Origin of the sequence: Pseudomonas siliginis (genome assembly GCF_024072275.1) — a bacterium.
Taxonomy (GTDB): Bacteria; Pseudomonadota; Gammaproteobacteria; order Pseudomonadales; family Pseudomonadaceae; genus Aquipseudomonas; species Aquipseudomonas siliginis.
In genome coordinates this window covers 225,862-249,488 of sequence record NZ_CP099598.1, presented here as the reverse complement: position 1 = coordinate 249,488, position 23,627 = coordinate 225,862, and the positions used below count along the sequence as shown (strand labels likewise).

Below are 23,627 nucleotides of genomic sequence, written 5' to 3'. Positions count from 1 at the left end.
CCCCCTATGACGCTTTCCCATCACGTCGCGCTCATCACCAGCGATGAGCAAGCCCTGATCGTCGCCAGCGACCTGGCCGAAGATTTCAAACGCGACAGCGCCCTGCGCGACCGCGAACGCCGCCTGCCATTGGCAGAACTGGAAGTGTTTTCCCGCTCCGGCCTGTGGGGCATCAGCGTGCCGAAGGAATATGGCGGCGCAGGTGTTTCCAACGTCACCCTGGCCAAAGTCATCGCCCTGATTGCGCAGGCCGACGGTTCACTCGGGCAAATTCCGCAGAACCATTTCTACGCACTGGAAGTGCTGCGCGTGAATGGCAGCGATGAACAGAAACAACGTCTGTACGCCGAGGTCCTCGCCGGTCAACGCTTCGGCAATGCGCTGGCAGAACTGGGCACCAAAACCGCTCACGACCGCGTCACCAGCCTCGAACGCGACGGCGCTGGTTATCGCATCAACGGTCGCAAGTTCTACTCGACCGGGGCGATTTACGCGCAGCGCATTCCGACGTCGGTGGTCGATGAAAACGGCGTACAGCAACTGGCCTTCGTCCCGCGCGAGAGCAAGGGCCTGACGGTGATCGACGACTGGAGCGGCTTCGGCCAGCGCACCACTGGCAGTGGCTCGGTGGTGTTCGAAGATGTGTATGTAGCGGCTGAAGATGTGCTGCCGTTTCAGAGCGCTTTCGAGCGCCCGACCACGGTCGGCCCGCTGGCGCAGATTCTCCACGCCGCCATCGACACCGGCATTGCCCGCGCCGCTTTCGAAGATGCCTTGCATTTCGTGCGCAGCAAGACCCGTCCGTGGATCGATTCCGGCAACGACAAGGCCACCGAAGATCCACTCACATTGAAGAGCTTCGGCCACTTGAGCATTCGGTTGCACGCCACCGAAGCCTTGCTCGAACGTGCCGGCGAAATCCTCGATGCCGCGCAAGCCGAAACCAACGCCGAAACCGTCGCCGCCGCATCGATTGCAGTTGCCGAAGCGCGGGCGATCAGTACGGAAATTTCCCTCGCCGCCGGCAGCACCTTGTTCGAACTGGCCGGCAGCCAGGCGACGCTGAGTGAACACGGCCTCGACCGCCACTGGCGCAACGCGCGCGTACACACGCTGCATGACCCGGTGCGCTGGAAGTATCACGCAGTAGGCAATTATTACCTCAACGATGAAAACCCTCCGCTGCGAGGGACGATCTGATGAGCGCGGCGAAAAAGAAAATTCTGCTCAACGCGTTCAACATGAACTGCATCGGCCATATCAATCATGGCCTGTGGACGCATCCGCGCGACACTTCGACCCGCTACAACACGATTGAATACTGGACCGAACTGGCGCAGTTGCTTGAGCGTGGATTGTTCGATGGCTTGTTCATCGCTGACATAGTCGGCGTCTACGACGTCTATCAGAACTCGGTGGACGTCACGCTGAAAGAGTCGATCCAGTTGCCGGTCAACGATCCGCTGCTACTGGTTTCAGCGATGGCCGCCGTCACCAGAAACCTCGGCTTCGGCCTGACCGCCAATCTCACTTACGAGCCGCCATATCTGTTCGCCCGACGCATGTCGACGCTAGATCATTTAAGTCGCGGCCGGGTCGGCTGGAACATCGTCACCGGTTATCTGGACAGCGCCGCCAAAGCCATGGGCCTGCGCGAACAGGTCGAACATGACCGCCGCTACGACCAGGCCGAAGAGTATCTGCAGGTGTTGTACAAGCTCTGGGAAGGCAGTTGGGAGAACGGCGCGGTGCTCAACGACCGCGAGGAGCGTATCTACGCCAATCCGGAAAAAGTGCACAAGGTCGAGCACAAGGGCGAGTTCTATCAGGTCGAGGGTTATCACCTCTGCGAGCCGTCACCGCAGCGCACGCCGGTATTGTTCCAAGCCGGCAGCTCCGATCGCGGCTTGCTCTTCGCCGGGCGTCATGCCGAGTGCGTATTCATCAGCGGCCAGAACAAACCATCGACCAAAGTGCAGGTCGACAAGGTCCGTGCCAGCGCGGTCGAAGCCGGGCGCAATCCTCAAGACATCAAGGTGTTCATGGGCCTCAATGTGATCGTCGGCGCCACCGAAGAAGCGGCGTGGGCCAAGCATGCCGAGTACCTGAGTTACGCCAGTGCCGAGGCCGGCGTGGCGCATTTTTCCGCCTCCACCGGCATCGACTTTGCCCAGTACGAAATCGACGAACCGATCCAGTACGTGAAGAGCAACGCGATTCAGTCGGCGACGAAAAACCTGCAGAACAACGACTGGACCCGGCGCAAATTGCTCGACCAGCACGCCCTCGGTGGTCGTTACATCACCGTGGTCGGCTCGCCCGAGCAGGTGGCGGATGAACTCGAATCGTGGATCGCCGAGACCGGTCTGGACGGCTTCAACCTGACCCGCATCGTCACCCCGGAAAGCTATGTCGATTTCATCGAACTGGTGATTCCCGAGCTGCAGCGGCGCGGCTCGTACAAGACTGCGTATGACAGCGGGACCTTGCGCGAGAAGTTGTTTCACGGTGAGGCGCAATTGCCTGAGCAACACAGCGGATCTTCGTACAGGCATCAGAAGCTTCGCGAGCAGGCTCGCTCCCACATTTGAAATGCGTGCCCCTGTGGGAGCGAGCCTGCTCGCGAAGAGGCCCTCCCCGACAGCAAAAATTCATGCACTGACTGGAAAAACCACCATGACCAAAAAAATCCTGACCCACCCAGTCAAAGCACTGGCTCTGGCCTTCGGCCTGTTCAGCTCGGCGGTATTCGCTGCGGATGCGCCGCTGAAAATCGGCACCACCGCCGCTTTTGCCATCCCGCTGGAAGCCGCCGTCGAGGAAGCTTCCAAACAAGGCCTGAAAGTCGAGCTGGTGGAATTCACCGACTGGATCGCGCCCAACGTCAGCCTCGCCGCTGGCGACATCGATGTGAATTACTTCCAGCACATTCCGTTCCTGGAAAACGCCAAAGCCGCGTCCGGCTTCGATCTGGTGCCATTCGCTCCTGGGATCATTAACAACGTCGGTCTGTATTCGAAGCGATACAAAAGCTTCGATGAGCTGCCCGAAGGCGCCAGCGTCGCCATCGCCAACGACCCGATCAACAGCGGACGCGGTTTGCAATTGCTCGCCAAGGCCGGGTTGATCAGCCTGAAACCGGGCGTCGGCTACAAAGCCACCGAAGACGACATCGTCGCCAATCCGAAGAAGATCAGGATCCTTCAGGTCGAAGCCGTGCAACTGGTGCGCGCGTATGACGACGCCGATCTGGTCCAGGGTTATCCAGCCTATATCCGCTTGGCGAAGACCTTCGATGCCGGCTCGGCACTGCTGTTCGACGGTCTCGATCACAAGGAATACGTGATCCAGTTCGTCATCCAGCCGAAGAGCAAAACCGACCCGCGCCTGATCAAGTTCGTCGACATCTATCAGCATTCGCCGGCCGTTCGCGCGGCACTGGACAAGGCCCACGGCAAGCTCTATCAGGCCGGCTGGGAAAGCTGAACATGACCGCAGCGATCCAACGGCGACTGGAGCTTCCAGAGCCACACAATGCTGAAAAAACCGAGCTGCACCCCGAGTTGAATCGCGCCCACGTACGCTTTATTGGCGTGGGCAAAACCTACAACGGCCGGCAAGGACCGGTCGCGGCCTTGCAGGGCATCGACCTGGCGATTCAGCGTGGTGAAGTGTTCGGCATCATCGGCCGCAGCGGCGCCGGCAAGTCGTCGCTGATCCGCACGATCAATCGCCTGGAACAGCCGACTTCAGGACGCGTGCTGATCGATCAGGTCGATATCGGCGAGTTCGATGAAGACCGTCTCGTCGCTCTGCGCCGGCGTATCGGCATGATCTTCCAGCACTTCAATCTGATGTCGGCCAAGACCGTCTGGCAGAACGTCGAGTTGCCACTGAAAGTCGCCGGCGTGCCGAAGGAACAGCGCGACAACAAGGTGCGCGAACTGCTCGAACTGGTCGGCCTGCAAAGCAAGCACAAGGCCTACCCGGCACAACTCTCCGGCGGGCAGAAGCAGCGTGTCGGCATCGCCCGCGCGCTGGTGCATGACCCGGACATTCTGCTCTGCGATGAAGCGACATCGGCACTCGATCCGGAGACCACTCAGTCTATCCTCGGACTGTTGCGCGAGATCAACAAACGCCTCGGCCTGACCATTGTGCTGATCACTCACGAAATGGCAGTGATCCGCGACATCTGCGATCGCGTCGTCGTGCTTGAGCATGGCCATGCGGTCGAGCAAGGCCCGGTGTGGCAAGTGTTCGGCAATCCGCAGCACGAGGTCAGCCAGACCTTGCTCGCGCCGCTGCAACACGCCTTGCCGGAAGAATTGCAAAGCCGTTTGCAGGCGCAATCCACGGCTTCTGATGCAGCGGTGGTGTTGCGTTTGCAGTTCACCGGCAGTGCCGCTGATGAGCCGGATCTGGCCGCGTTGTTTGCGGCGTTGGGTGGCCAAGTGAAGCTGCTTCAGGGCGGCGTGGAAAGGATTCAGGGTCACGCACTGGGGCAGCTGTTGCTGGCCGTCAGCGGCTCGGCGTTCAGCGCCGGGCAATTGCGCGAACGCGCCGGGCAATGGGCGCAACGAGTGGAGGTATTGGGCTATGTGGTTTGATCGCTTGCTGCAGGGTTTTATCGACACTTTCCTGATGGTCGGCGTGTCGTCGCTGATCGCGCTGCTGGCGGGGATTCCCATGGCGGTGATTCTGGTCACCAGTGACAAGGGCGGGATCTATGAGGCGCCGCTGTTGAACCGTGCGCTGGGCGCCTTCGTCAATCTGTTCCGCTCGATCCCGTTCCTGATTCTGATGGTTGCGCTGATTCCGTTTACCCGCCTGATCGTCGGCACCACCTATGGCGTGTGGGCCGCTGTGGTACCGCTGACAATCGCCGCAACGCCCTTCTTCGCGCGGATCGCCGAAGTGAGTCTGCGCGAGGTCGATCATGGTCTGATCGAAGCCGCGCAGGCCATGGGTTGCCGGCGCTGGCATATCGTCTGGCATGTGCTGCTGCCCGAGGCGCTGCCGGGGATTGTCGGCGGTTTCACCATCACCCTGGTGACGATGATCAATTCGTCGGCCATGGCTGGGGCAATTGGTGCTGGTGGGCTGGGGGATATCGCTTACCGCTACGGTTATCAGCGCTTCGACAGCCAGATCATGTTGACGGTGATTGTCTTGCTGGTGGCGTTGGTGGCGGTGATTCAGTTGGGTGGGGATCGGTTGGCTCGGGGGTTGAACAAGCGGTGAAGCAGACTCTTTGCTTCCGATGGCTGGGACGCCAGCGCCCACCATCGGATGCGAACTGGTGGCGCTACTGTGAGTGTTCACCCGACATAACCTGGAGTAATCGAATTTTTTTTCAGAAAAGCCCGGGTATTTCCCTGATCAAGCGTGTTTTCCATGTTTTCTCTTGTCTGAAAAATCAGACTCGTCATGTCTTTCCACTTCACGCTGTTATGAGATTGCCACTCCACATACTCATCAGGCGAAGCCAGACCCGTTTCGACACCCGACATAATCCTTGTCAATACTTGCCACGTTTTGGATTGCATTTGGTGAAACACTGGATACAGATTTCCAAATGAAGCCAGATTATTGATTGAAGGCTTCAGATCAAAGCTGTCGACTCCGGTCAACGTCATATATTTACGTGACTCATCTTTCAGATGGAAGGCAGCAGCCCCATAGGCTGAAGCGCCACCCGCGCTGGCCAGACCGGCAGAGAGTTTCAAAGCCCCATAAACAGGCCTGAAATCCCCATTGAATTTCGAATGATCTAGCGAGCCATACTCTTTTATTATTCTGGAAGGGGAATGAGCATAGTCAAACATGCCCATTTCGAAACCATCCCGGATCTCCGTTGCAAAACCCGGTTTAACCCCCTGATGCCACATATTCATGAGGCCATCACCTTCTAGATCAGGGATGTTTTGCGGATTGATATTGAAAGTCAGTTTCGCCCTGGATATGACATCAACAGCGGCTTCCAGCAATTCATCCGCAGCCACATCGCTCTGGATGCGCGCCAGCTTTTTAATTTTGCCAATGGCAGAACTCTTATCCGTGTCCTTTCTAGCCATGATGCTGGGGAGCAAATGCAATTTGAAATGGGCCCTGCGCGCATGTTCCGCGTCACTTTCGCCGCTCAAAACGCTACTCAAACCTCTGATCGTCCCCTGTTCATCAACGAAAATCAGCGGACTATTTCCTAGCATTGCGTAAAGATTGATTCCATCGATATCTCGGCCAGGATCGGGACTTGTCCAGCGTTGTAACCACGGCGCGTAATAACGATATCCATAATAGTAAAGACCGGTCGCATCCCGCTCTTTGCCTGAGTAGCGAATCGTTTTGTTTTTCACCGTCAATGAATTCTTACCCGCCCAGCACGCCGTGCCACCAAACGGGTAATAGTGCTCCTGAGTCAAAATCCCCGCACCATCATCCAATTCCAGCGTGCTGGAACCAAGATGATCACTGAGGCTGTAACGCAGTTGGTCGCCTTCCACCCCGCTTGGCCAGTGCAGCAGTCGTACCCGATTGCGCCCGGTGTCGACATTGACGACATGTCGCTCGACACCATCGACTTCGCGATGAATCTCGAGCCCCGGCAGATAACGAACTTCTACCGTCAGCGTCTGACCGGACGCTTGGCTGACAGTCGTTTTACGCAACCGATGCCCCGGCTCGTCGTAGCCATAACATTCGTAGTCATCGCTTTCATTCGGACGTTTCAGCAACACAACCCGGCTCAACTCATTGCGCACGTTCCACGTCATGGCCTGTCCGCGCTGCAGCTCAAGCTGATTACCCGCCGCATCAAATCCCAGCGCTATCTCCGCTTCCCCGGGCAAGGAACCATCGTCGCGCTGCGCCAGGCTTCGGTTGCTGCGATGGGAGGTGTACATCGAAAAACCCGGCGCACCGCTGTGGTGGCGAGTGATCCGGTTGCCCGCTGCGTCGTAGTCGAATTTCTGCGTGTAGTTGCGCCGTTGATTGGGATCGAGCGGCGTTGGCAGCAGCTCCGGCAAGGCCGGGCCATGACTGGGCTGGCTGACTTCCCAGCCGCTGGCCTCGACCAGTTGATAAAGGCTGTCGTAGCGATACCGACTGACCGGATCGATGCGCTGATTGTTGAGCCAGGACACGGCTTGAGTCTTGTCTTCCAGGCTGATGATGTTGCCCACCGGATCGTAGACGTAATTCAGATCCTGCAATGGAGGGTGCGTGCCGACACTGGCGAGCAGTCTCAGCAACCGGCCGTCATCGCGGCTGTATTCGGCGCGGGCGATGACGCCGTTGCCGGCCGTTTCGCTTTCGATCTGACCCTGCGCGTTGTAGCGAATCGCGCTGACCAGGCACTTCGGCTGCCTGCCCTCGCCGGCCTGCAACAGCCAGGTCGCGCAAGCTTGCCCGGCGATGTTGTAATGCTGCGTTCTGAGGTTTCCAACCGCGTCGGTGTGATGCTGCAACTCGCTGGTTGGAGTGAAAGTCTGCCGGGTGACGTAGGTTGTTTCCTCGAGATAGTCATCCCGCCGGTCGGGTTCGAGCGGCCAGTCAGGCGTCTCGAGCTCGATCAAAAAGCGTCGCGACTCCACCACCACTGCACCGCCGAGGCCGTAGTGATCGAAGTGCCGATTGCCGGCCGGGTCGTCGTGGCGGATTGGTCGACCGCACTGGTTGTGCTGTGCGTGATCATCGGTGGCTTTTGCATAGGTCCAGCGCTCGACCACGCGAGGCTGCCCGTCGTGCGCCTGCTCGGTGAGGGCTAGCGGTCGCAGCAGATCATCGTATTGGCGGTGACTCTGACTGCCCCGGGCATCCCAGCCAGAACACATCGAGCCCGCTTCATTCAACAGCCGCACCTGCCAACCGGCGTCGACGCTGTCTGCGAGTAAGTCTTGACCGCTCAATGCGTAGAGTGTGGCCAGATTCGGCTTGGGCGCAACGCCGTACAAACGCGGATTCCACGACGCTACCTGACGCCCCGCCTCATCAAAGATCTGCCGGGTGATGCGCGATTCGATGTCGGCTTTATCCGGGTGTCGGCAATAGGCAACGCTGCGAACCACCAGTGCGCGCGGGTCAATGACCGACAAGGTCGGAGTGGCGGTGTCATGGCGGGTATTCACGGCTACGCGAGTCCCTGATGTCTATACGCTGAGACTGAACCAGTTTTCTCCATCCCGATACTGTAAGAACTACCAGTTGCATTCAGGTTTGCGCACCCATGCGGTCATTCAGACAGGCTGGCGCGAGGACTGAATAAGCGCTAAGGTCGATGGCGGCAGGTGGCCATCAATCAGGCCCTTGTGATCGCGATATCTTAGGCAACGCCCTTCGCAAAAATCAGATGCTTCCTACACCACTTTTGTCGTTTCGCCAGCCCGAACCACGGGGGTTTGCAGGACGATTCCTAGAATATTTTGCCCGCTTGTACCCGAAATATCCTGTAGCTAATCTCCGGTCGTCACTGTTTTGCGGTGACTGGATTCAGTTGTCCGGCCGGCGACTGATCCGCGTGCAGCCGCCGTCCTGCTCGTTTAGTCGCGAAATGGTTGGCTCCCACTTGAAGTCAGGAGTTTACCCATGGAAAAAAATCTTGCCGATCCGCCACTCAGCCTTACCTCAAGCAAGCGGTTCACCGAGGATTTGCTCAAGGATCGCTCTGCACTGTGCCGCGCCGTCGACTCGCATCTGGCCGGCAATCAGGTCACGTTGGCGGGACAGAAACGCGTTTACAGCATCAGCGAAGATGTGACGCTGGAGGACGCCCAACTGTATGTTGCCGATCTGCTGCGCTGCGCCTCGGTGACCGTCCATCAATGCGGTGACCAGCTCGGGGGCGCGGATCGGGCCATGGTGTTTTCGGTCTGGCATCTGCTGGAAATGGCCAAGGCGATGATGGACCGCTCGATCGATTGTCTGGGAGCGAAGCAGCACTGAAGCCTGGCACCCATTGCCGCCTGCACTGGCCCCAGCGCAGGCGGCGTTTTTTTGCCGGTGAAAAGGCTTATAGTCCGCCCTCACGCCGCCAATACAGCATCGATCATGAAGCAAACGCCCAGCGACCTCGAACAGATCACCGCCACCACCCTTGGTCACTACAACTCGGTGGCCGAGGATTTCCGTGAAGGCACTCGCGACCACGATGTCAGCCAGAATATCGAGGCCTTGCTGCGTCACATTCACGGTGAAGCACCTTTCACGATTCTCGATTTCGGCTGCGGGCCGGGGCGGGATTTGCAAACCTTCACGCGCATGGGCCACGTCGCGATCGGCCTCGATGGCTCGCAGGAGTTCGCGCGCATGGCCCGCGAAGACAGCGGTTGCGAAGTCTGGCAGCAGGACTTTCTCAAGCTTGATCTGCCGGCCGAGCGCTTCGACGGCATTTTCGCCAACGCCGTGCTGTTTCATGTGCCGCTGCAGGTGTTGCCGCAAGTGCTACGGCAACTGCACGGCACCTTGAAACCGGGTGGAGTGCTGTTCAGTTCCAATCCGCGTGGCGACAACCAAGAGGGCTGGAACGGGCCGCGCTACGGCTCGTATCACGATCTCGAGGCCTGGCGCGGGTTGCTGACGGCGGCGGGGTTTGTCGAGCTGGAGCATTATTACCGGCCTGCGGGCTTGCCGCGCGAACAGCAGCCGTGGCTGGCGAGCGTGTGGCGTCGAGTTGATTGAAGATCAAAAGATCGCAGCCTTCGGCAGCTCCTACGTTGGAATGCGTTTCCCTGTAGGCGCTGCCGAAGGCTGCGATCTTTTGCTTTTGCTTCAGGAAGATTCTTTTTCAGGCTCGCGAATCTTGTACCAGGCCACATACAGCGCCGGCAGGAACAGCAGCGTCAGCAGCGTCGCCACGACAATCCCGCCGATCATTGCGTAGGCCATCGGTCCCCAGAAAACTTCGCGGGCGATCGGGATCATGCCCATGCTCGCTGCCGCTGCGGTCAGCAGGATCGGTCGGCGCCGGTGTTCGGTGGCTTCGACCACCGCGTCCCACGGCGCATAGCCTTTCTGCTCGAACTCATCGATCTGCGTCACCAGAATCACCGAGTTGCGGATGATGATGCCGATCAGCGCGAGAATCCCCAGGATCGCCACGAAGCCCATCGGCGTGCCGGTCGGCACCAGCGCCAGGACCACGCCTATCAACCCCAGCGGCGCCACACTGGCGACCAGGAACATCTTCTGCACGCTGTGCAACTGAATCATCAGGAACGTCGCCATGAGGAACAGCATCAGCGGCAACACCTTGGCAATCGGCCCTTGGGCCTTGCCGCTTTCCTCGACCGTGCCGCCGGTGGCGACCTTGTAGCCGACCGGCAGTTTCGAGGCAAAAGCATCGATCGACGGCTTGAGCAGTTTCACCAGATCGGTCGGCTGAATCTCGTCGCGCACCGAGGCCTTGATGGTAATGGTCGGCAAGCGGTCGCGACGCCAGACCAGCGGCTGCTCCAGTTCATAGCGCACGGTGGCGAACGCCAGCAGCGGAATCGAGGTGCCGCTCGGCGTGACGATCTGCAGGTTCTGCAGGGTTTCCGGGGTACCGCGCTCGGAATCCACGGCGCGACCGACCACGTTGATCAGGTAGATATCGTCATCGACCTGGGTCAACGGTGAGCCGCTGACAATGCTGTTCATCAGGTTGGCCACATCTTCTGACGACAGTCCCAGTTGCCGCGCCTTGTCCTGGGCGATGTCGATGCGCAGGACTTTGCCGGGCTCGTTCCAGTCGTAAATGATCTCGCCGATGTGCGGGTTCTTGTCCAGTTCGGTGGCCAGATCGATGGCGTGTTTGCGCACCTGATCGACGTCTTTGCCGCTGACTCGATACTGAATCGGACGCCCCACCGGCGGGCCCATTTCCAGAGCCTGCACGTAGCTGCCGATGCCGACGAAGTCTTTGTGCAGGCGCTCACGCAAGCGCTGGCTGAGTGCCTCGCGGGCTTCGAAATCCTTGCTGACGATCACCAGTTGCGCGTAGTACGGGTTCTGCAACTGTTGGTCCAGCGGCAGGTAGAAACGGATCGCCCCCTGACCGATGTAAGTGCTCCAGCGCACGATGTCCGGGTCGCCCTTGAGCGTCGCTTCGAGCTTGTCCACCGCCTTGCGGGTTTCGTCGATCGAGGCGTTTTGCGGCAGGTTCAGGTCGACCAGAATTTCCGGGCGGTCGGAAGCGGGGAAGAACTGGTTCTGCACGAAACGCATGCAGAACACCGCCAGCACGAACAGCAGCACGGTGACGCCGATCGCCCACCAGCGATTGCGCATGGCCCACAACAGACCACCGTTGAACGCCCGGCCGACGCGACCCGGCTCGGCATCGTGGGCCTTCACCTTGTCGCTGAGGATGTGCACGCCGATCACTGGTGCGAAGAACACCGCGACCACCCACGAGACGATCATCGCCACGGCAATCACCGCGAACAGCGTGAACGTATATTCACCCGCCGAACTGGCGTTGAGGCCGATGGGCACAAAACCGGCGACGGTCACCAGCGTACCGGTGAGCATCGGGAATGCCGTCGAGGTGTAGGCGAACGTCGCCGCCTGCTCCTTGCTCTCGCCCATTTCCAGGCGCGTGACCATCATTTCCACGGTGATCATCGCGTCGTCCACCAGCAGACCGAGGGCAATGATCAGCGCGCCGAGGGAAATCCGCTGCATGGTGATGCCGCTGTATTCCATGAACACAAACACCATCGCCAGCACCAGCGGAATCGAGCAGGCCACCACCAGACCGGCGCGCACGCCGAGGCTGATGAAACTCACCACCAGCACGATGATGACCGCTTCGAACAGTGCGCTGGTGAAACCGCCGACGGCCTCTTCCACCACCACCGCCTGATCGGAAACGGTGTGCACGCCGACGCCGACCGGCAAATCTGCGGTGAGCTGGTCGATGCGCTCATGCAGCGCTTTACCGAACTCCTGAACGTTGCCGCCCTTCTGCATGGCAATCGCCAGGCCGATCGCCGGTTTGCCGTCGAAGCGGAATTCCGGTGTCGCCGGGTCGACGTAGCCACGGCTGATCTCGGCGATGTCGGCCAGACGATAGAAGCGATCGTTGAGCTTGAGATTGACCTCGGCCAGATCTTTCTCCGACTCGAACTGGCCCGAGGTGCGCACGGAAATCCGCTCAGGCCCCGCCTCGATCACCCCGGCCGGAGTCACTGCGTTCTGCGATTGCAGGCTCTGCACCACCTGGCGCTGGTCGATACCTAACGCGGCAAGTTTGCGCGTGGAGAAGTTCAGGTAAATCGTTTCGTCCTGCTGGCCGACCATTTCGATTTTGCCCAGCCCCGGCACGTTGCGGATTTCTGCGCGCGCCTGTTCCACGTAATCGCGCAACTGGCGCATGGTCAGGCCGTCGGCGGTGAAGGCGTAGACCGAGCCGTACACGTCACCGAACTCATCGTTGAACCCCGGCCCCTGAATACCCTGGGGAAACTGGCCGCGAATGTCGTCGATCTTCTTGCGCACCTGGTACCAGATTTGCGGAATGTCCTCAGCGCTGGTGGTGTCGCGCAGGTACACGTACACCGTCGATTCGCCGGGGCGGGTATAGCTTTTCACGTAGTCGAGGGAATCGAGCTCTTCGAGTTTTTTCTCGATGCGGTCGGTGACCTGCTTGAGGGTTTCTTCCTGGGTCGCGCCCGGCCATTTGGTCTGGATCACCATGGTCTTGATGGTGAATGACGGGTCTTCTTCGCGGCCGAGATTGAAGTAGGAGAACACCCCCATCAGCAGCCCGACGAACATCAGGTACCAGACGAATGACTGGTGCTTCAAGGCCCATTCGGAGAGGTTGAAAGAGCCTTTCATTGACTGTCCTCGTCAAGTTTTACCGATTGTCCGGGTTTGAGACTGTTGACGCCGGCGCTGACCACGCGCTCGCCGTTTTGCACGCCACCGGCCAGCACCACGCTGTTGTCGCCACGGCTGACCACGCTGACGTCGCGCGGGTTGACGGTTTTGTTCTGCGTGTCGATGACCCAGATCCGGGTTTTACCGTCGGCTTCCTGCAACGCCGTCACCGGCAGTTCGATGCGCGGCTTGATCGCCGAGCTGAGGGTCACGCTGATCGCGGTGCCGAGGCGGAAACCGTCCGGCGTATCCGACAGGGTCAGGCGCGCGCGGCGGGTGCGCGTGGCGCTTTGCGCCTGGGGTTCGATCTCGCGGATGATCGCCGTGGTGTTGATGCTCGGGTCGAGTTGCGCGGCCACCGAGAACACCACGTCGCTGGGCAACTGATCGACCAGCGTATCGGGCAGATCGATCACCGCTTCCTTGATGTCAGGTTGCGCCAGCGTCACCACCTGTTGGCCGGCAGTTACTACTTGCCCGGCTTCGGCGTTCCACGCGGTGACCACGGCTTTGTGATCGGAGCGCAGCTCGGTGTAGCTCAGTTGATCCTTGCTCTGGCTGACCGCCGCGCGGGCCTGATCGAGCGAGGCCTGAGTGGTTTTCAGATCGGTATTGGCGACGTCCAGTTGCGCCTGCGCACCGACGCCGCGATCAAACAGCGCTTGCTGACGACGTGCATTGGCCTGGGCGTTGATCAGTTGCGCCTGGATTCTCGCCAGATCGCCCTGGGCCGAGCGCAACTGGTTCTGCTGGTCGGACGGATCGAGGGTGGCGAGCAAGGTGCCCTTCTGCACCTCGGCGCCGACATCGACGTTGCGGCTGGCGATGCGTCCACCGACGCGGAAACCGGTGTTGCTCTCGTAACGCGCCTGAATGCTCCCGGCAAAGCGTCCGAGGCTTTCTTCGTTGAGCGCTTTGACCGTGACCGACAGCACCGGGCGTACCGGCTCCGGCGGGGTTTCCTTTTCCGAGCAGGCGCCCAGCAGCAACGCCATGCACAACAGGCCGAGGCGCTTCATGGCTGCGCTCCCGGTTGCAGATCCTTGTAGGTGTTTTCGGCAATCTCGACTTTCATGCCGGGGTGCAGCAACTGACCGCCGGCGACAATGACTTTCTCGCCGCCCTTGAGACCTTCGCTGATGATCACTTTGCCGGTCAGGTAGCGACCGACCGTGACCGTGTGCAACTGCGCTTCACCCTTGTCATCGACCAGCCATACCGCCGGGTCGCTGACGTTTTTTGTCAGCGCTGACCAAGGCAGTTCCACCGCCGATTTGCCGGTGCCCTTGGCGGTGGCACTGACCACCGAACCGAGCTGCATGCCCGGCGGCAGTTTGTCGAGGCTGACCTTGACCTGCACGGTGCCCGATTGCGCAGACACCGATGGCGTGATCTCACGCACGGTGCCGGTGGTCTTGATCGCGGGATCGTCGAGCAGGCTGACCACGATCGAACGATCGGACGGACGCTCGGCCAGCAGCGATTCGTAGACATTGAATACCGCGTCGCGGTCGCCATCGCGGGCGAGGCTGAAAATCGGCGCGGTGGCCTGCACCACCTGGCCGACTTCGGCCTGGCGCTCGGTGATCACCCCGGGTGCATCGGCGATCAGCGCGGTGTAGCTGAGCTGGTCCTTGGCGTTCGCCAGTTGCGCCTGCGCCGCGCTCAATGCGCTCTGACTGCTGCGCAGCGCGGCTTGTGCCGAATCGTATTCGCTCTGGCTGGTGTAGCCCTTGGGCAGGAGTTTTTGCTGACGCACGAAAGCGGCCGCCGTTTGCTTAACGCGGGCCTGTTCGGCGACGACCTGGGCCTGAGCGGAATCGACGTTGGTCTGCAGATCCTTCGGATCGAGTTTGGCCAGCACCTGTTTGGCCGTGACGCGGTCGCCGACATCGACCATGCGCTGGATGATCTTGCCGCCGACGCGGAATGACAGCTGGGTCTGCACCCGCGCCTGCACATCACCGGTGAGGGTCACCGCTGCGGCGTAGTTGGCCGGTTCGACCTCTTGCACAAAGACCCGTGGCAAGTATTCCTCAGCAGGCTTCTTGTCGCCGCAAGCGGTGAGCAACGCCATGGCGCTCACGGCCATCAGCACTTTCAATCCGGGACCCGCCATGCACACTCCTTGGCCTTAAATGCTGCTGTCGAGACGATACGACTTCAGAGCTTAGAACAGGGTTCCACGGTTGCGGACGCCAACACCAGATTTATCTCATTAAAGGTATGCTCCCCGCGTATCGCAGTGACCCGGAGAAGGATTTCATGCTCAACACCCTGGCCGTGGCCAATTACCGCTCGATCAACAAACTGGTGATTCCGCTCGGGCGCCTGAACCTGATTACCGGGCCAAACGGCAGCGGCAAGTCCAACCTCTACCGCGCCTTGCGCCTGCTGGCGGAAACCGCCCAGGGCGGTGTGGTCAATGCACTGGCGCGTGAGGGCGGGCTGGAATCGACGTTCTGGGCCGGGCCGGAAACCATCAGCCGACGCATGCGCAACGGTGAAGTGGCGATCGAGCCGACGGTGCGCCAAGGCGTGAAAAGGTTGCGCTTGGGATTCGCCGGCGAGGATTTCAGTTACGCCATCGGCCTGGGCCTGCCGGAGCCGAGCACTTCATGCTTTTCCCTCGACCCGGAAATCAAGCGTGAGTGCATCTGGGCCGGCCCGGTGTTTCGCCCGGCGAGCCTGCTGGTCGACCGCAACGGCCCGATGATCCGCGCCCGTGAAGGTCGCGCCTGGGATGTGCTGGCGCAACACACGCCGAACTTCGACAGCCTGTTCGATCAGGTCGGCAATCTGCGCAGCTCGCCGGAAGTGTTTCAGATGCGCGAATTCATCCGGCGCTGGCGCTTTTATGATCACTTTCGCAGCGATGCCGACGCGCCGGTGCGTCAGCCGCAACTGGGCACGCGCACGCCCGTCCTGCACCACGATGGCCGTGATCTGGCGGCGGCCTTGCAGACAATTATCGAGATTGGCGATCCGCAAGCACTGAGCGCGGCGATCAGCGATGCGTTTCCCGGCGCGCGGCTGAATATCGCACTGTTGGCCGGTGGGCGTTTCGCTATCGAGTTTTATCAGGAAGGCTTGTTGCGACCGCTGTCAGCGGCAGAACTGTCGGACGGCACTTTGCGTTATCTGCTGCTGATCGCCGCCCTGCTGACCCCACGACCGCCATCGCTGATGGTGCTCAACGAACCGGAAACCAGCCTGCACCCGGACCTGCTGCCGGCGCTGGCGCGGCTGATCATTCGCGCTTCGGAGCAGTGTCAGGTGTGGGTGGTGTCACATGCGCGACGATTGATCTCGGCGTTGCAGGAAGACCCGGAATGCAATTGCATCGTGCTGGAGAAGACGCTGGGCCAGACCGGGATTGTCGGGCAGCGGGTGCTGGATGAGCCGGCGTGGCAGTGGCCGGATTGAGGGTGCCAGCGAAAAGCCCCTCACCCTAACCCTCTCCCAGAGGGAGAGGGGACTTCACCGAGTTGTTTGCGAGAGTTACGCCGACCTGAAAGCCTGAAGTCGAACCTGATTTTGAAAAGCCCAGACATCGGCTCCCTCTCCCTTGGGAGAGGGCTGGGGTGAGGGGCGAGCCTCACCGCTGATCCAACGGGCAATCACCCCAACCACTTGCCCCCTTCACCAATCACACTCTCAGGCCGGGTGTCATCACTCAGCTCTTTGCGCACATATTGGGTGACCGAATTTTGCTTAGCCCATCTGGGCTGCCCACATTCATCTCGCTTAAACATTATTCTGCGGGTTTGCCGGGAAGGAATAAGACGGCTATTTTTCCTTGCGCTGTAGGACGGATCTTTTTTTCAGGAAAGACCTCCAAGGACCCACAGCTTTTGGCCAGACTCTCCGGCCCATCCACCACAAGGAAGAACAACATGGACGTAAAAGTGCCGCAGCGGCTGGATCCGCAGGACATTGTGAAATTGCTCAGGGCGTTGCGCCGGGCGTTGAAGACTACAGCGTAAGTCGAAAGCCCCTCACCCCAACCCTCTCCCGAAGGGAGAGGGGGCCGACCGTGGTGTCTTTCGTCGTACATCGACCTGACGAACCGAGTCGATTATGGATTCAGCGACGCACGAACAGGTCGGCGGGCCTCTACAGCATCCCCCAATCGGTCCCCTCTCCCTCTGGGAGAGGGCTAGGGTGAGGGGCTTTTCAAGACACACAAAAACGCCGATGACCATCACTGGCCATCGGCGTTTTCACGTCTGAAGCGGATTCACTCAAGCGTCAGCTCAGAACGCCGGCAATACCGCGCCGCTGTACTTCTTCTCGATGAAGGCTTTGACTTCCGGGCTGGTCAGGGCCTTGGCCAGTTTCTGGATCGCGTCACTGTTCTTGTTGTCCTCACGGGCCACCAGGAAGTTCACGTATGGCGAGTCAGCGCCTTCAATCACCAGCGCATCTTTCTGCGGGTTGAGCTTGGCTTCCAGCGCGTAGTTGGTATTGATCATGTCCAGATCAACTTCTTTCAGCACGCGCGGCAGCAGCGCCGATTCCAGTTCCTTGAACTTGAAGTTGTGCGGGTTCTTGGCGATGTCTTTCGGCGTTGCCAGAGCGTTTTTCGGATCTTTCAGTTCGATCAGACCGGCCTTCTGCAGCAGGATCAGCGCACGGCCGCTGTTGCTGCCTTCGTTCGGGATGGCGATGGTGGCGCCATCCGGCAGTTCAGCCAAGGTTTTGTACTTGCTCGAGTAGCCACCGAACGGTTCAACGTGTACGCCCTGCACGGTCACCAGGTACTTGGATTTGTCATCCTTGTATTTGCCCTGGTTGAAGCTGTCCAGATACGGCTTGGTCTGGAAGTAGTTGGCGTCCAGACGCTTCTCGCCAACCTGTACGTTCGGCTGCACGTAGTCGGTGAAGACCTTGATTTCCAGATCGACGCCTTCTTTGGCCAGGGTCGGTTTGATCAGCTCAAGGATTTCAGCGTGGGGCACCGGCGTTGCGGCAACCACCAGTTTCTCGCCGGCGTTGGCGAAAGAAGCCGTCAGCGCAGCCGCCAATGCGGTAAACAACAGAACCTTTTTCATGCAGTGTCCTTATCGAAAATCACGGTCGTCATCGACGACGGCATTTAATACGTGTGCCAGTGAAGTGATATCGCTGGCGTGAGGCGGACAATACCCGGATTTTTTATTCCCGGACAATAACGTTTATTCAGCTTCATATTCCATTTTGTTCATGCTGAAGAAAATGCTTATACCGCCTCGCTCAAGCGAATCAGCCAATCTTTCAAGGCCTTACGCTCTGCACTGCTACCGCCGATGTGGGTCTGCCTCACCAGACGTTCGATCTGAACCTGCGGCGCAGACGCGTCAGGCAGGTTCAGATGTTCCGGCAGGATCTCGTCGCCGGTGCTGACCAGCAGAGCGAAGTGGATGACGTTTTCCAGTTCGCGGGTGTTGCCCGGCCAGCCGTGTTGTTCGAGCACATGTTGCGCGGCTTCGCTGATCAGCGGCACGGGCAGGTCCAGACGCTGGCTGTAGATGCCAAGGAAATACTCGGCCAGCGAGAGGATGTCGCCGGTCCGCGCGCGCAACGCCGGCAGCTCCAGATGGCCCTCGCTGAGGTAGTGATAGAGCCGCTCGTGGAATTTCCCGGCATCCACGGCCTGGGCCAGATCAATGCTGGTGGCGGCAACCAGACGCACATCCACCGGGCTCGGCTGATGCGCACCAACGCGGGTGACTTCGTGGTTTTCCAGTGCCGCGAGCAGCTTGATCTGGATCGGCAGGGGCAGGTCGCCAATCTCATCCAGATACAAGGTGCCGCCGTTGGCCGAACCGAACCAGCCGGCGCGGCTGCTGGCCGAACCGCTGTAGCTGCCGGCGGCGTAGCCGAACAGTTCGGCATCGGCGTAGGTCGGGCTGATCGCGCCGCAGTTCACCGAAACGAACAGCCCGCTGCGGTCACTGGCGCGGTGGATATGCCGGGCGAGCAGCTCTTTACCGGTGCCAGTCTCACCGCGAATCAGCACTGAAATCGCACGTGGAGCCAACTGCTCCAACTCCTCGCGCAATTGCCGCGAGCGTGGGTCAACGAACACCAACGCCTTGGCGCGAATGCTCAGAGGGCTTTTTTCCGCATCGGGAAAGGTCAGCAATGGCTGACCGAAAGTTTCGAAACTCATGGCAGGCTCCCGCCCAAAACCGCCAGCCGACGGGGGCGTTGAATAATGAGGTCAGGCGCGACGGCGGGCGTGATGTTCCAGGCGATTTTGCAGGCGATAGAGATAGGCGAAACCCTGCTCCCAACGCTGATGCCCGGACTTGACGTTGATGTGCCCGGCACCGGCAAGAATCCCCGCCTCCGCCCCCCAGTTGCGTGCCAGTTCGAGCGCGCGCGGGGCACTGACGGCGGCGTCGTTGTCGGAGCTGACGACCTGACTGGGAAACGGCAAAAGATCCGTCGGGATCGGCGCGAAATTGCGCAGTGCCGGCGCACAGGCAGGACGCTCGACATCGGCCGGCGCAACCAGCAACGCCCCGCGCACCTGACGCAGGTATTGCAGCGGCGCAGTCGCCGCCCAGTGGGCAACGGTGATGCAGCCGAGGCTGTGAGCGATGAGGATCACCGGGGTGCTGTCTGCGGCAATCGCTTCGGCCAGCGCCGCGACCCAGTCCTCACGGCGCGGCGTCAGCCAATCAGCCTGCTCGACCCGCGCGCTGTTGGGCAGGCTGTTCTGCCAATGGCTTTGCCAATGATCATCTGGCGATCCTTGCCAGCCCGGCACAATCAGGTAACGGATTGATTCGTTGCGCATGGGGAGCTCTCCTGCATCGTGTCTGTTCCGGGTCGAGTATAGGGAGAGGAGTTATATTCGTTAAGGAATAAGAAGCTATTTATTAAGACCTGTATCGAATATGTGATTTGTGTAGGGCATAAGATTCCCCCCCCTCACCCCAACCCTCTCCCCCAAGGGGGCGAGGGGGGAAAGGGAGCCGATCTTCAGGTTCTTCAAATCTTGAGTTCGACTGGATTTCTCATATCGGTGTATAGCCGCCAGACACCCCGGTCAGTCCCCTCTCCCTCCGGGAGAGGGCTAAGGTGAGGGGCTTTTTCAAAAACCGAACGCAAAAAAAAGGGCCGCACCCTGCCAAGGAGACGGCCCCGGAAAAACGAAAGTCTGTTACCGCGCGGTGATCACCGACAACTTGCTAATCCCCGCCCGTTCGATCGAAGCCATGGCTCGCGCCACTTCGCCGTAGTTCACCCCGTCATCGGCCTGCAACTGCACGCGCACCTCCGGGTCCTTGGCCTTGGCCGACTTCAGGTTGAATTCGAGCAAGTCAGGCTGAATCTCATCCTTGTTGATAAACAGTTTGCCGGCGCCGTCGATGCTCACCACCAGCGGGTCTTTCTGCTCGACCGGCGCCACCGCTTCGGTCTTCGGCAGGTTGATCGGTATCGCGTTGGTCAGCAGCGGCGCGGTGACGATAAACACCACCAGCAGCACCAGCATCACGTCTACCAGCGGCGTCACGTTGATTTCGCTGAGCACCTCATCCGTGTCTTGCGTGGAGAAGGCCATATCAGGACGCCTCCTTCACTTTTGCCGCGTTGCCCGACGTTGCCACTTTGTGTGCGGTCGGGTGGATCAGCACGCGGAACGCGCTCTTCTGCGCCAGGCTGTAGAAGTCGTGGGCGAAGTCATCCAGATCCGCGGCGGTCAGTTTCAGCCTTCGCAAAAAATAGTTGTAAACCAGCACCGCCGGCACCGCGACGGCGATCCCCACGCCGGTCGCGACGAGTGCCGCACCGATCGGGCCGGCCACCGTTTCCAGGCTCGCCGAACCGGCGGCGCTGATGCCTTTCAAGGCCTCCATGATTCCCCACACCGTGCCAAACAGACCAATGAACGGCGAGGTGCTGCCGATACTCGCGACAACCGCCAGACCGGTTTCCAGCGAACGCCGTTCGCGGACGATCTGCTGGCGCAAGGCACGCTCGAGGCGATCCTGATGGTTGATCGCCTGGCTCAGATCATTCGCCTGCGGCGCCTCGCCCACCTGGATCGCTGCATAGCCAGCCTGCGCCACTCGCGCTGCGGCGCCGGGCTGGGTTTCGCTCAACTCTGCCGCGGCATCCAGACTCGACGCCGCCCAGAAACGTTTGTGAAAGCGCCGATCCTGCGCTTTCAGACGACCGAACTGCACAGCCTTGAGCAACGCCAGGCCCCAAGTGGCAACGGAAAAAACCACCAGCAGCCAGATCACCGCGCTTTCGATGGATTCCAGTGGAGATGCCAGTAACGTCATGATGTGTTCCCTCGTGTAAACATTTCGCGCGAATTTGGTTTCGGTTTAATGAATCTTGAAATCGATGGGCACGCTGACCCAGCCGTCCTGGGCGACATCACCCTGCTTGGCCGGGACGAAACTCCAGCGCTTGACGGCATTCAGCGCCGCATCGTCGAGCTGTTGCCGACCACTGCTTTTGGCAATCTGGATCTCGCCCGGTTTGCCGCTGGCCAACACATGCACCCGTAACAACACCGTGCCTTCCCAACCGCGCCGCTGGGCCAGCGACGGGTATTCCGGCGCCGGATTTTTCAGATACGCAGCGTTGGCTGAAGCCGGAGTAACAGGCGCCGGTGCCGGTGGCGCAGGAGGCGCTGGAGCGGCGACCGGGGCTGCGGGTTTCGCTGGCGCTGGCGGTTGCTCTACTGCCTTCGGCGCCGGTTTGGGCGGCGGTTTCACCACCGGTTTGGGTTTGGCGATCGGCTTGGGCGGCGGCGGTTTTACCGCCAATTCGTCTTCCACTGGCGGTGGCGGTTCGACCACCGGCGCCGGCGGCGGCGGCGCAACAACCGGCGGCGCGGGCGGAGCCGGACGCGAAAACTCGATGGTCATCGGCGGAATTTCCGGCGGTACCACCGGCAGCACTGGCGTCGGCTTCTGGCTGACCCAGTAAATCACCGCGCCATGCACGACCAACGCGAGCACACCGAGCAAAAGGGTTTCGCGTCGACTCAAAATGCCCTTGGGAGCACGTTGCAAACGCAACTGCCCCAACGGCACCCTATGCGGCCGGCCAAGATCGACCAGCTCGCCACTCGGCGTGTGCCGCCACAGCAATTCCCCTGCGCTGGCGGCGGTCTGGACATTGCCCATTGTTCAACTCCCTGCGGTCTCTTTCGTTCTACTAGCCAAAGCGATCGTCTCGCCATTCGTGAAGCCCCCACGGCGTAGTCGACGGGGCAATCATTGGGCCTGAACGCTTATCACCGAAAGTAATCTTTGAAGTTATGTATAGATCTGCATGGAATATACAAATCGGTCTTTTTCACCGAGGCCACGCGCTACAAGGGCTGCAGCGATGAGCCGTAAATCGCATGCCTTTGCGGCATGAAAAGTATTCGTCCACGGCATCCATCCGCGCCCTTCAACGGCTGGCATTGGTTTGCTGCACGCCGACAGCGGGCGCGATCACTGCAGTCTCTGAACGCGGTGTACCGGCAGGCACCCAGTCATAGCTCACCGGCAGCGCTCGATACACCCAGTTGCTGATTGCATCGCTGCCCGGCGCTTTGCCCAGATACGGGCTGACGTATTCCCAAACGTTTTCACCACTGGCGGTTACCTGGAAAAACCGTCCGTTCATGCCTTCGTCGATCAACGTGTTGCCGTTGGGCAACCGCCGCGCACTGCTGATGAACGAGCTATAGAACGCCCAGCCCGGCTGCTTCGTATTGGCCGCGCTGTACTGCCAGACGATTTGGTTTTTCTGTGGGTCGATTTCCAGCACCCGCGAGCCGGATATCAACCCAAGGGTGACGTTTGGATAGCCCGCCGAGCCCTGGTTATCGAACACCAGCAGATTGCCGGCGCCGGGCAGCCCGGCGGGGATGATGTGCGCGTCATGCTGGCCGACGAACTGATCGACCGGACGCGGCAGTTTCTGCGCGGTTTTCGGATTGATCAGCGGCAGATTCGGCCCCAGCCGCCAGACCACTCTGCCGCTGCTTTTGTCGATGATGGCGATGAAGTTGGCGTTGCGTGAATCGATCAACAGATTGTCCGGACTGAAGCGCTTGTCACCGGCGTCGAACCACTTGTTCGGCCCGACCAGACTGAGGTTGTTGATGTGCAGGTAATCCGGATTGTCACTGGCGCGCACCAGTTTCAATTGCTCGGCAGTGAAGCCGAATTCGCTCAGATGATCCGAGGCCAGCCACTGCCATTTCACTGCACCGTCGGGGCTGACTTCGTAGATCACATCATCGATTACTTCGGGCGCCTTGAAGCCTGTGACCTTGTGCACCTTGTTCGCCAGCACCACGGTGTTGCCATTGCTCAAGCGCCGCTGATCGTGATGTTGCTGCGCCGCGCCACCGGGAGCCTTGTCGCCCCACTGCCAAACCACTTTGCCGTCCCAGTCGAGTTCGCCGACGCTCTGGTTGCCCAGGCCATTGCCCGCCGAGCCGAGCTTGCCGGGGTCCTTGTCACTCAATTGCAGCAGCACATGGCCGCGTTTACCGCCGACCAGTTGCGGGTCGATGATTGCGGACGGGAAACCTGCCTGCGGCCAGGTCTTCACTTCGTTGCCGTTCATGTCGATCAGGTGCGTCTGTTTGTCGGCACCGCTGAAGATCACGTACTGGTTAAACGCCTTGTCTGGGTCATAACGGGTGACTCCAGTCGGGTACACACTGGGCGCGGCGAAAGCACCGCTGCTCAGGACTGCGCCGGATAGCAGCAGGGGTAAAGCGCTTTTGATGGGCAACATGGTGCAGCTCC

General features: G+C 60.2%; 19 protein-coding genes. 8 read left to right on the top strand and 11 right to left on the bottom strand.

All coding sequences use genetic code 11. The annotated features are described in order from the left end of the window. Window positions 1–6 precede the first annotated feature (6 nt). From NF676_RS01630 to NF676_RS01610, 5 genes are all read left to right on the top strand, one after another. On the top strand, window positions 7–1,200 hold the full coding sequence (locus NF676_RS01630; RefSeq protein ID WP_252868605.1) for an SfnB family sulfur acquisition oxidoreductase: 1,194 nt from the start codon (window positions 7–9) through the stop codon (window positions 1,198–1,200). Then, the gene (locus NF676_RS01625) at window positions 1,200–2,591 is read left to right on the top strand and encodes an LLM class flavin-dependent oxidoreductase (RefSeq protein ID WP_252887120.1); all 1,392 of its coding nucleotides are present in this window, start codon (window positions 1,200–1,202) and stop codon (window positions 2,589–2,591) included. Before NF676_RS01630 ends, NF676_RS01625 begins: the two co-directional genes overlap by 1 nt. 85 nt (window positions 2,592–2,676) lie before the next feature. Further along, window positions 2,677–3,486 (top strand): MetQ/NlpA family ABC transporter substrate-binding protein, encoded by an 810-nt coding sequence (locus NF676_RS01620; RefSeq protein WP_252887119.1) that lies wholly within the window; start codon window positions 2,677–2,679, stop codon window positions 3,484–3,486. A 2-nt stretch (window positions 3,487–3,488) separates the two neighbouring features. Further along, window positions 3,489–4,610, top strand: coding sequence for a methionine ABC transporter ATP-binding protein (locus NF676_RS01615; protein WP_252879230.1), 1,122 nt, complete (start codon window positions 3,489–3,491; stop codon window positions 4,608–4,610). Then, window positions 4,600–5,244 carry a methionine ABC transporter permease gene (locus NF676_RS01610; RefSeq protein WP_016772208.1) on the top strand — a complete coding sequence of 215 codons (645 nt, stop codon included), beginning with the start codon at window positions 4,600–4,602 and terminating at the stop codon, window positions 5,242–5,244. Before NF676_RS01615 ends, NF676_RS01610 begins: the two co-directional genes overlap by 11 nt. Window positions 5,245–5,321: 77 nt before the next feature. On the opposite strand, the gene NF676_RS01605 is transcribed toward NF676_RS01610, so the two are convergent. Further along, window positions 5,322–8,129 carry an RHS repeat domain-containing protein gene (locus NF676_RS01605; RefSeq protein WP_252887118.1) on the bottom strand — a complete coding sequence of 936 codons (2,808 nt, stop codon included), beginning with the start codon at window positions 8,127–8,129 and terminating at the stop codon, window positions 5,322–5,324. Between the two features lie 457 nt (window positions 8,130–8,586). Here NF676_RS01605 and NF676_RS01600 point away from each other — a divergent pair, with 457 nt between their 5' ends. After that, complete coding sequence (locus NF676_RS01600) at window positions 8,587–8,943, top strand: DUF6124 family protein (protein ID WP_041477463.1); 357 nt, start codon at window positions 8,587–8,589, stop codon at window positions 8,941–8,943. A gap of 105 nt (window positions 8,944–9,048) precedes the next feature. Then, window positions 9,049–9,678, top strand: coding sequence for a class I SAM-dependent methyltransferase (locus NF676_RS01595; protein ID WP_056787053.1), 630 nt, complete (start codon window positions 9,049–9,051; stop codon window positions 9,676–9,678). Window positions 9,679–9,768: 90 nt separating this feature from the next. On the opposite strand, the gene NF676_RS01590 is transcribed toward NF676_RS01595, so the two are convergent. From NF676_RS01590 to NF676_RS01580, 3 genes are read right to left on the bottom strand one after another with little or no spacing between them, the layout of a single operon-like run. Beyond that, entirely contained in the window at window positions 9,769–12,822 is a 3,054-nt protein-coding gene (locus NF676_RS01590; RefSeq protein ID WP_056787048.1) for an efflux RND transporter permease subunit, read from the bottom strand. Beyond that, entirely contained in the window at window positions 12,819–13,883 is a 1,065-nt protein-coding gene (locus NF676_RS01585; RefSeq protein ID WP_041477460.1) for an efflux RND transporter periplasmic adaptor subunit, read from the bottom strand. The genes NF676_RS01590 and NF676_RS01585 overlap by 4 nt, the downstream gene beginning before the upstream one ends. Beyond that, on the bottom strand, window positions 13,880–14,983 hold the full coding sequence (locus NF676_RS01580; RefSeq protein WP_150637886.1) for an efflux RND transporter periplasmic adaptor subunit: 1,104 nt from the start codon (window positions 14,981–14,983) through the stop codon (window positions 13,880–13,882). The genes NF676_RS01585 and NF676_RS01580 overlap by 4 nt, the downstream gene beginning before the upstream one ends. Before the next feature lie 146 nt (window positions 14,984–15,129). Between NF676_RS01580 and NF676_RS01575 the strand changes: the two genes are divergently transcribed. Continuing rightward, window positions 15,130–16,290, top strand: a complete 1,161-nt coding sequence (locus NF676_RS01575) for an AAA family ATPase (protein ID WP_056787044.1) — start codon at window positions 15,130–15,132, stop codon at window positions 16,288–16,290. Window positions 16,291–17,120: 830 nt separating this feature from the next. On the opposite strand, the gene NF676_RS01570 is transcribed toward NF676_RS01575, so the two are convergent. From NF676_RS01570 to NF676_RS01540, 7 genes are all read right to left on the bottom strand, one after another. Next, window positions 17,121–17,918 carry a MetQ/NlpA family ABC transporter substrate-binding protein gene (locus tag NF676_RS01570; RefSeq protein WP_041477458.1) on the bottom strand — a complete coding sequence of 266 codons (798 nt, stop codon included), beginning with the start codon at window positions 17,916–17,918 and terminating at the stop codon, window positions 17,121–17,123. A gap of 167 nt (window positions 17,919–18,085) precedes the next feature. Beyond that, window positions 18,086–19,018, bottom strand: coding sequence for a sigma 54-interacting transcriptional regulator (locus tag NF676_RS01565; RefSeq protein WP_252887117.1), 933 nt, complete (start codon window positions 19,016–19,018; stop codon window positions 18,086–18,088). A gap of 51 nt (window positions 19,019–19,069) precedes the next feature. Then, the gene (locus NF676_RS01560; protein WP_252887116.1) at window positions 19,070–19,651 is read right to left on the bottom strand and encodes an alpha/beta hydrolase; all 582 of its coding nucleotides are present in this window, start codon (window positions 19,649–19,651) and stop codon (window positions 19,070–19,072) included. A 366-nt stretch (window positions 19,652–20,017) separates the two neighbouring features. Next, window positions 20,018–20,419 (bottom strand): ExbD/TolR family protein, encoded by a 402-nt coding sequence (locus NF676_RS01555; protein ID WP_122508390.1) that lies wholly within the window; start codon window positions 20,417–20,419, stop codon window positions 20,018–20,020. A gap of 1 nt (window position 20,420) precedes the next feature. Beyond that, window positions 20,421–21,146, bottom strand: coding sequence for a MotA/TolQ/ExbB proton channel family protein (locus NF676_RS01550; protein ID WP_041477454.1), 726 nt, complete (start codon window positions 21,144–21,146; stop codon window positions 20,421–20,423). 45 nt (window positions 21,147–21,191) lie between these two features. Further along, the gene (locus NF676_RS01545) at window positions 21,192–22,001 is read right to left on the bottom strand and encodes an energy transducer TonB (RefSeq protein WP_252882983.1); all 810 of its coding nucleotides are present in this window, start codon (window positions 21,999–22,001) and stop codon (window positions 21,192–21,194) included. A 271-nt stretch (window positions 22,002–22,272) separates the two neighbouring features. After that, window positions 22,273–23,616 (bottom strand): aryl-sulfate sulfotransferase, encoded by a 1,344-nt coding sequence (locus tag NF676_RS01540; RefSeq protein WP_056787033.1) that lies wholly within the window; start codon window positions 23,614–23,616, stop codon window positions 22,273–22,275. Between the last annotated feature and the right edge of the window lie 11 nt (window positions 23,617–23,627).

Excerpts from the sequence above, each read along its gene's own strand:
- NF676_RS01580 (WP_150637886.1), bottom strand. The coding sequence starts at position 14,983 with ATGGCGGGTCCCGGATTGAAAGTGCTGATGGCCGTGAGCGCCATGGCG.
- NF676_RS01620 (WP_252887119.1), top strand. The coding sequence starts at position 2,677 with ATGACCAAAAAAATCCTGACCCACCCAGTCAAAGCACTGGCTCTGGCC.
- NF676_RS01630 (WP_252868605.1), top strand. The coding sequence starts at position 7 with ATGACGCTTTCCCATCACGTCGCGCTCATCACCAGCGATGAGCAAGCC.
- NF676_RS01585 (WP_041477460.1), bottom strand. The coding sequence starts at position 13,883 with ATGAAGCGCCTCGGCCTGTTGTGCATGGCGTTGCTGCTGGGCGCCTGC.
- NF676_RS01590 (WP_056787048.1), bottom strand. The coding sequence starts at position 12,822 with ATGAAAGGCTCTTTCAACCTCTCCGAATGGGCCTTGAAGCACCAGTCA.
- NF676_RS01560 (WP_252887116.1), bottom strand. The coding sequence starts at position 19,651 with ATGCGCAACGAATCAATCCGTTACCTGATTGTGCCGGGCTGGCAAGGA.
- NF676_RS01575 (WP_056787044.1), top strand. The coding sequence starts at position 15,130 with ATGCTCAACACCCTGGCCGTGGCCAATTACCGCTCGATCAACAAACTG.
- NF676_RS01595 (WP_056787053.1), top strand. The coding sequence starts at position 9,049 with ATGAAGCAAACGCCCAGCGACCTCGAACAGATCACCGCCACCACCCTT.
- NF676_RS01555 (WP_122508390.1), bottom strand. The coding sequence starts at position 20,419 with ATGGCCTTCTCCACGCAAGACACGGATGAGGTGCTCAGCGAAATCAAC.
- NF676_RS01600 (WP_041477463.1), top strand. The coding sequence starts at position 8,587 with ATGGAAAAAAATCTTGCCGATCCGCCACTCAGCCTTACCTCAAGCAAG.
- NF676_RS01565 (WP_252887117.1), bottom strand. The coding sequence starts at position 19,018 with ATGAGTTTCGAAACTTTCGGTCAGCCATTGCTGACCTTTCCCGATGCG.
- NF676_RS01625 (WP_252887120.1), top strand. The coding sequence starts at position 1,200 with ATGAGCGCGGCGAAAAAGAAAATTCTGCTCAACGCGTTCAACATGAAC.
- NF676_RS01545 (WP_252882983.1), bottom strand. The coding sequence starts at position 22,001 with ATGGGCAATGTCCAGACCGCCGCCAGCGCAGGGGAATTGCTGTGGCGG.
- NF676_RS01540 (WP_056787033.1), bottom strand. The coding sequence starts at position 23,616 with ATGTTGCCCATCAAAAGCGCTTTACCCCTGCTGCTATCCGGCGCAGTC.
- NF676_RS01610 (WP_016772208.1), top strand. The coding sequence starts at position 4,600 with ATGTGGTTTGATCGCTTGCTGCAGGGTTTTATCGACACTTTCCTGATG.
- NF676_RS01615 (WP_252879230.1), top strand. The coding sequence starts at position 3,489 with ATGACCGCAGCGATCCAACGGCGACTGGAGCTTCCAGAGCCACACAAT.
- NF676_RS01570 (WP_041477458.1), bottom strand. The coding sequence starts at position 17,918 with ATGAAAAAGGTTCTGTTGTTTACCGCATTGGCGGCTGCGCTGACGGCT.
- NF676_RS01550 (WP_041477454.1), bottom strand. The coding sequence starts at position 21,146 with ATGACGTTACTGGCATCTCCACTGGAATCCATCGAAAGCGCGGTGATC.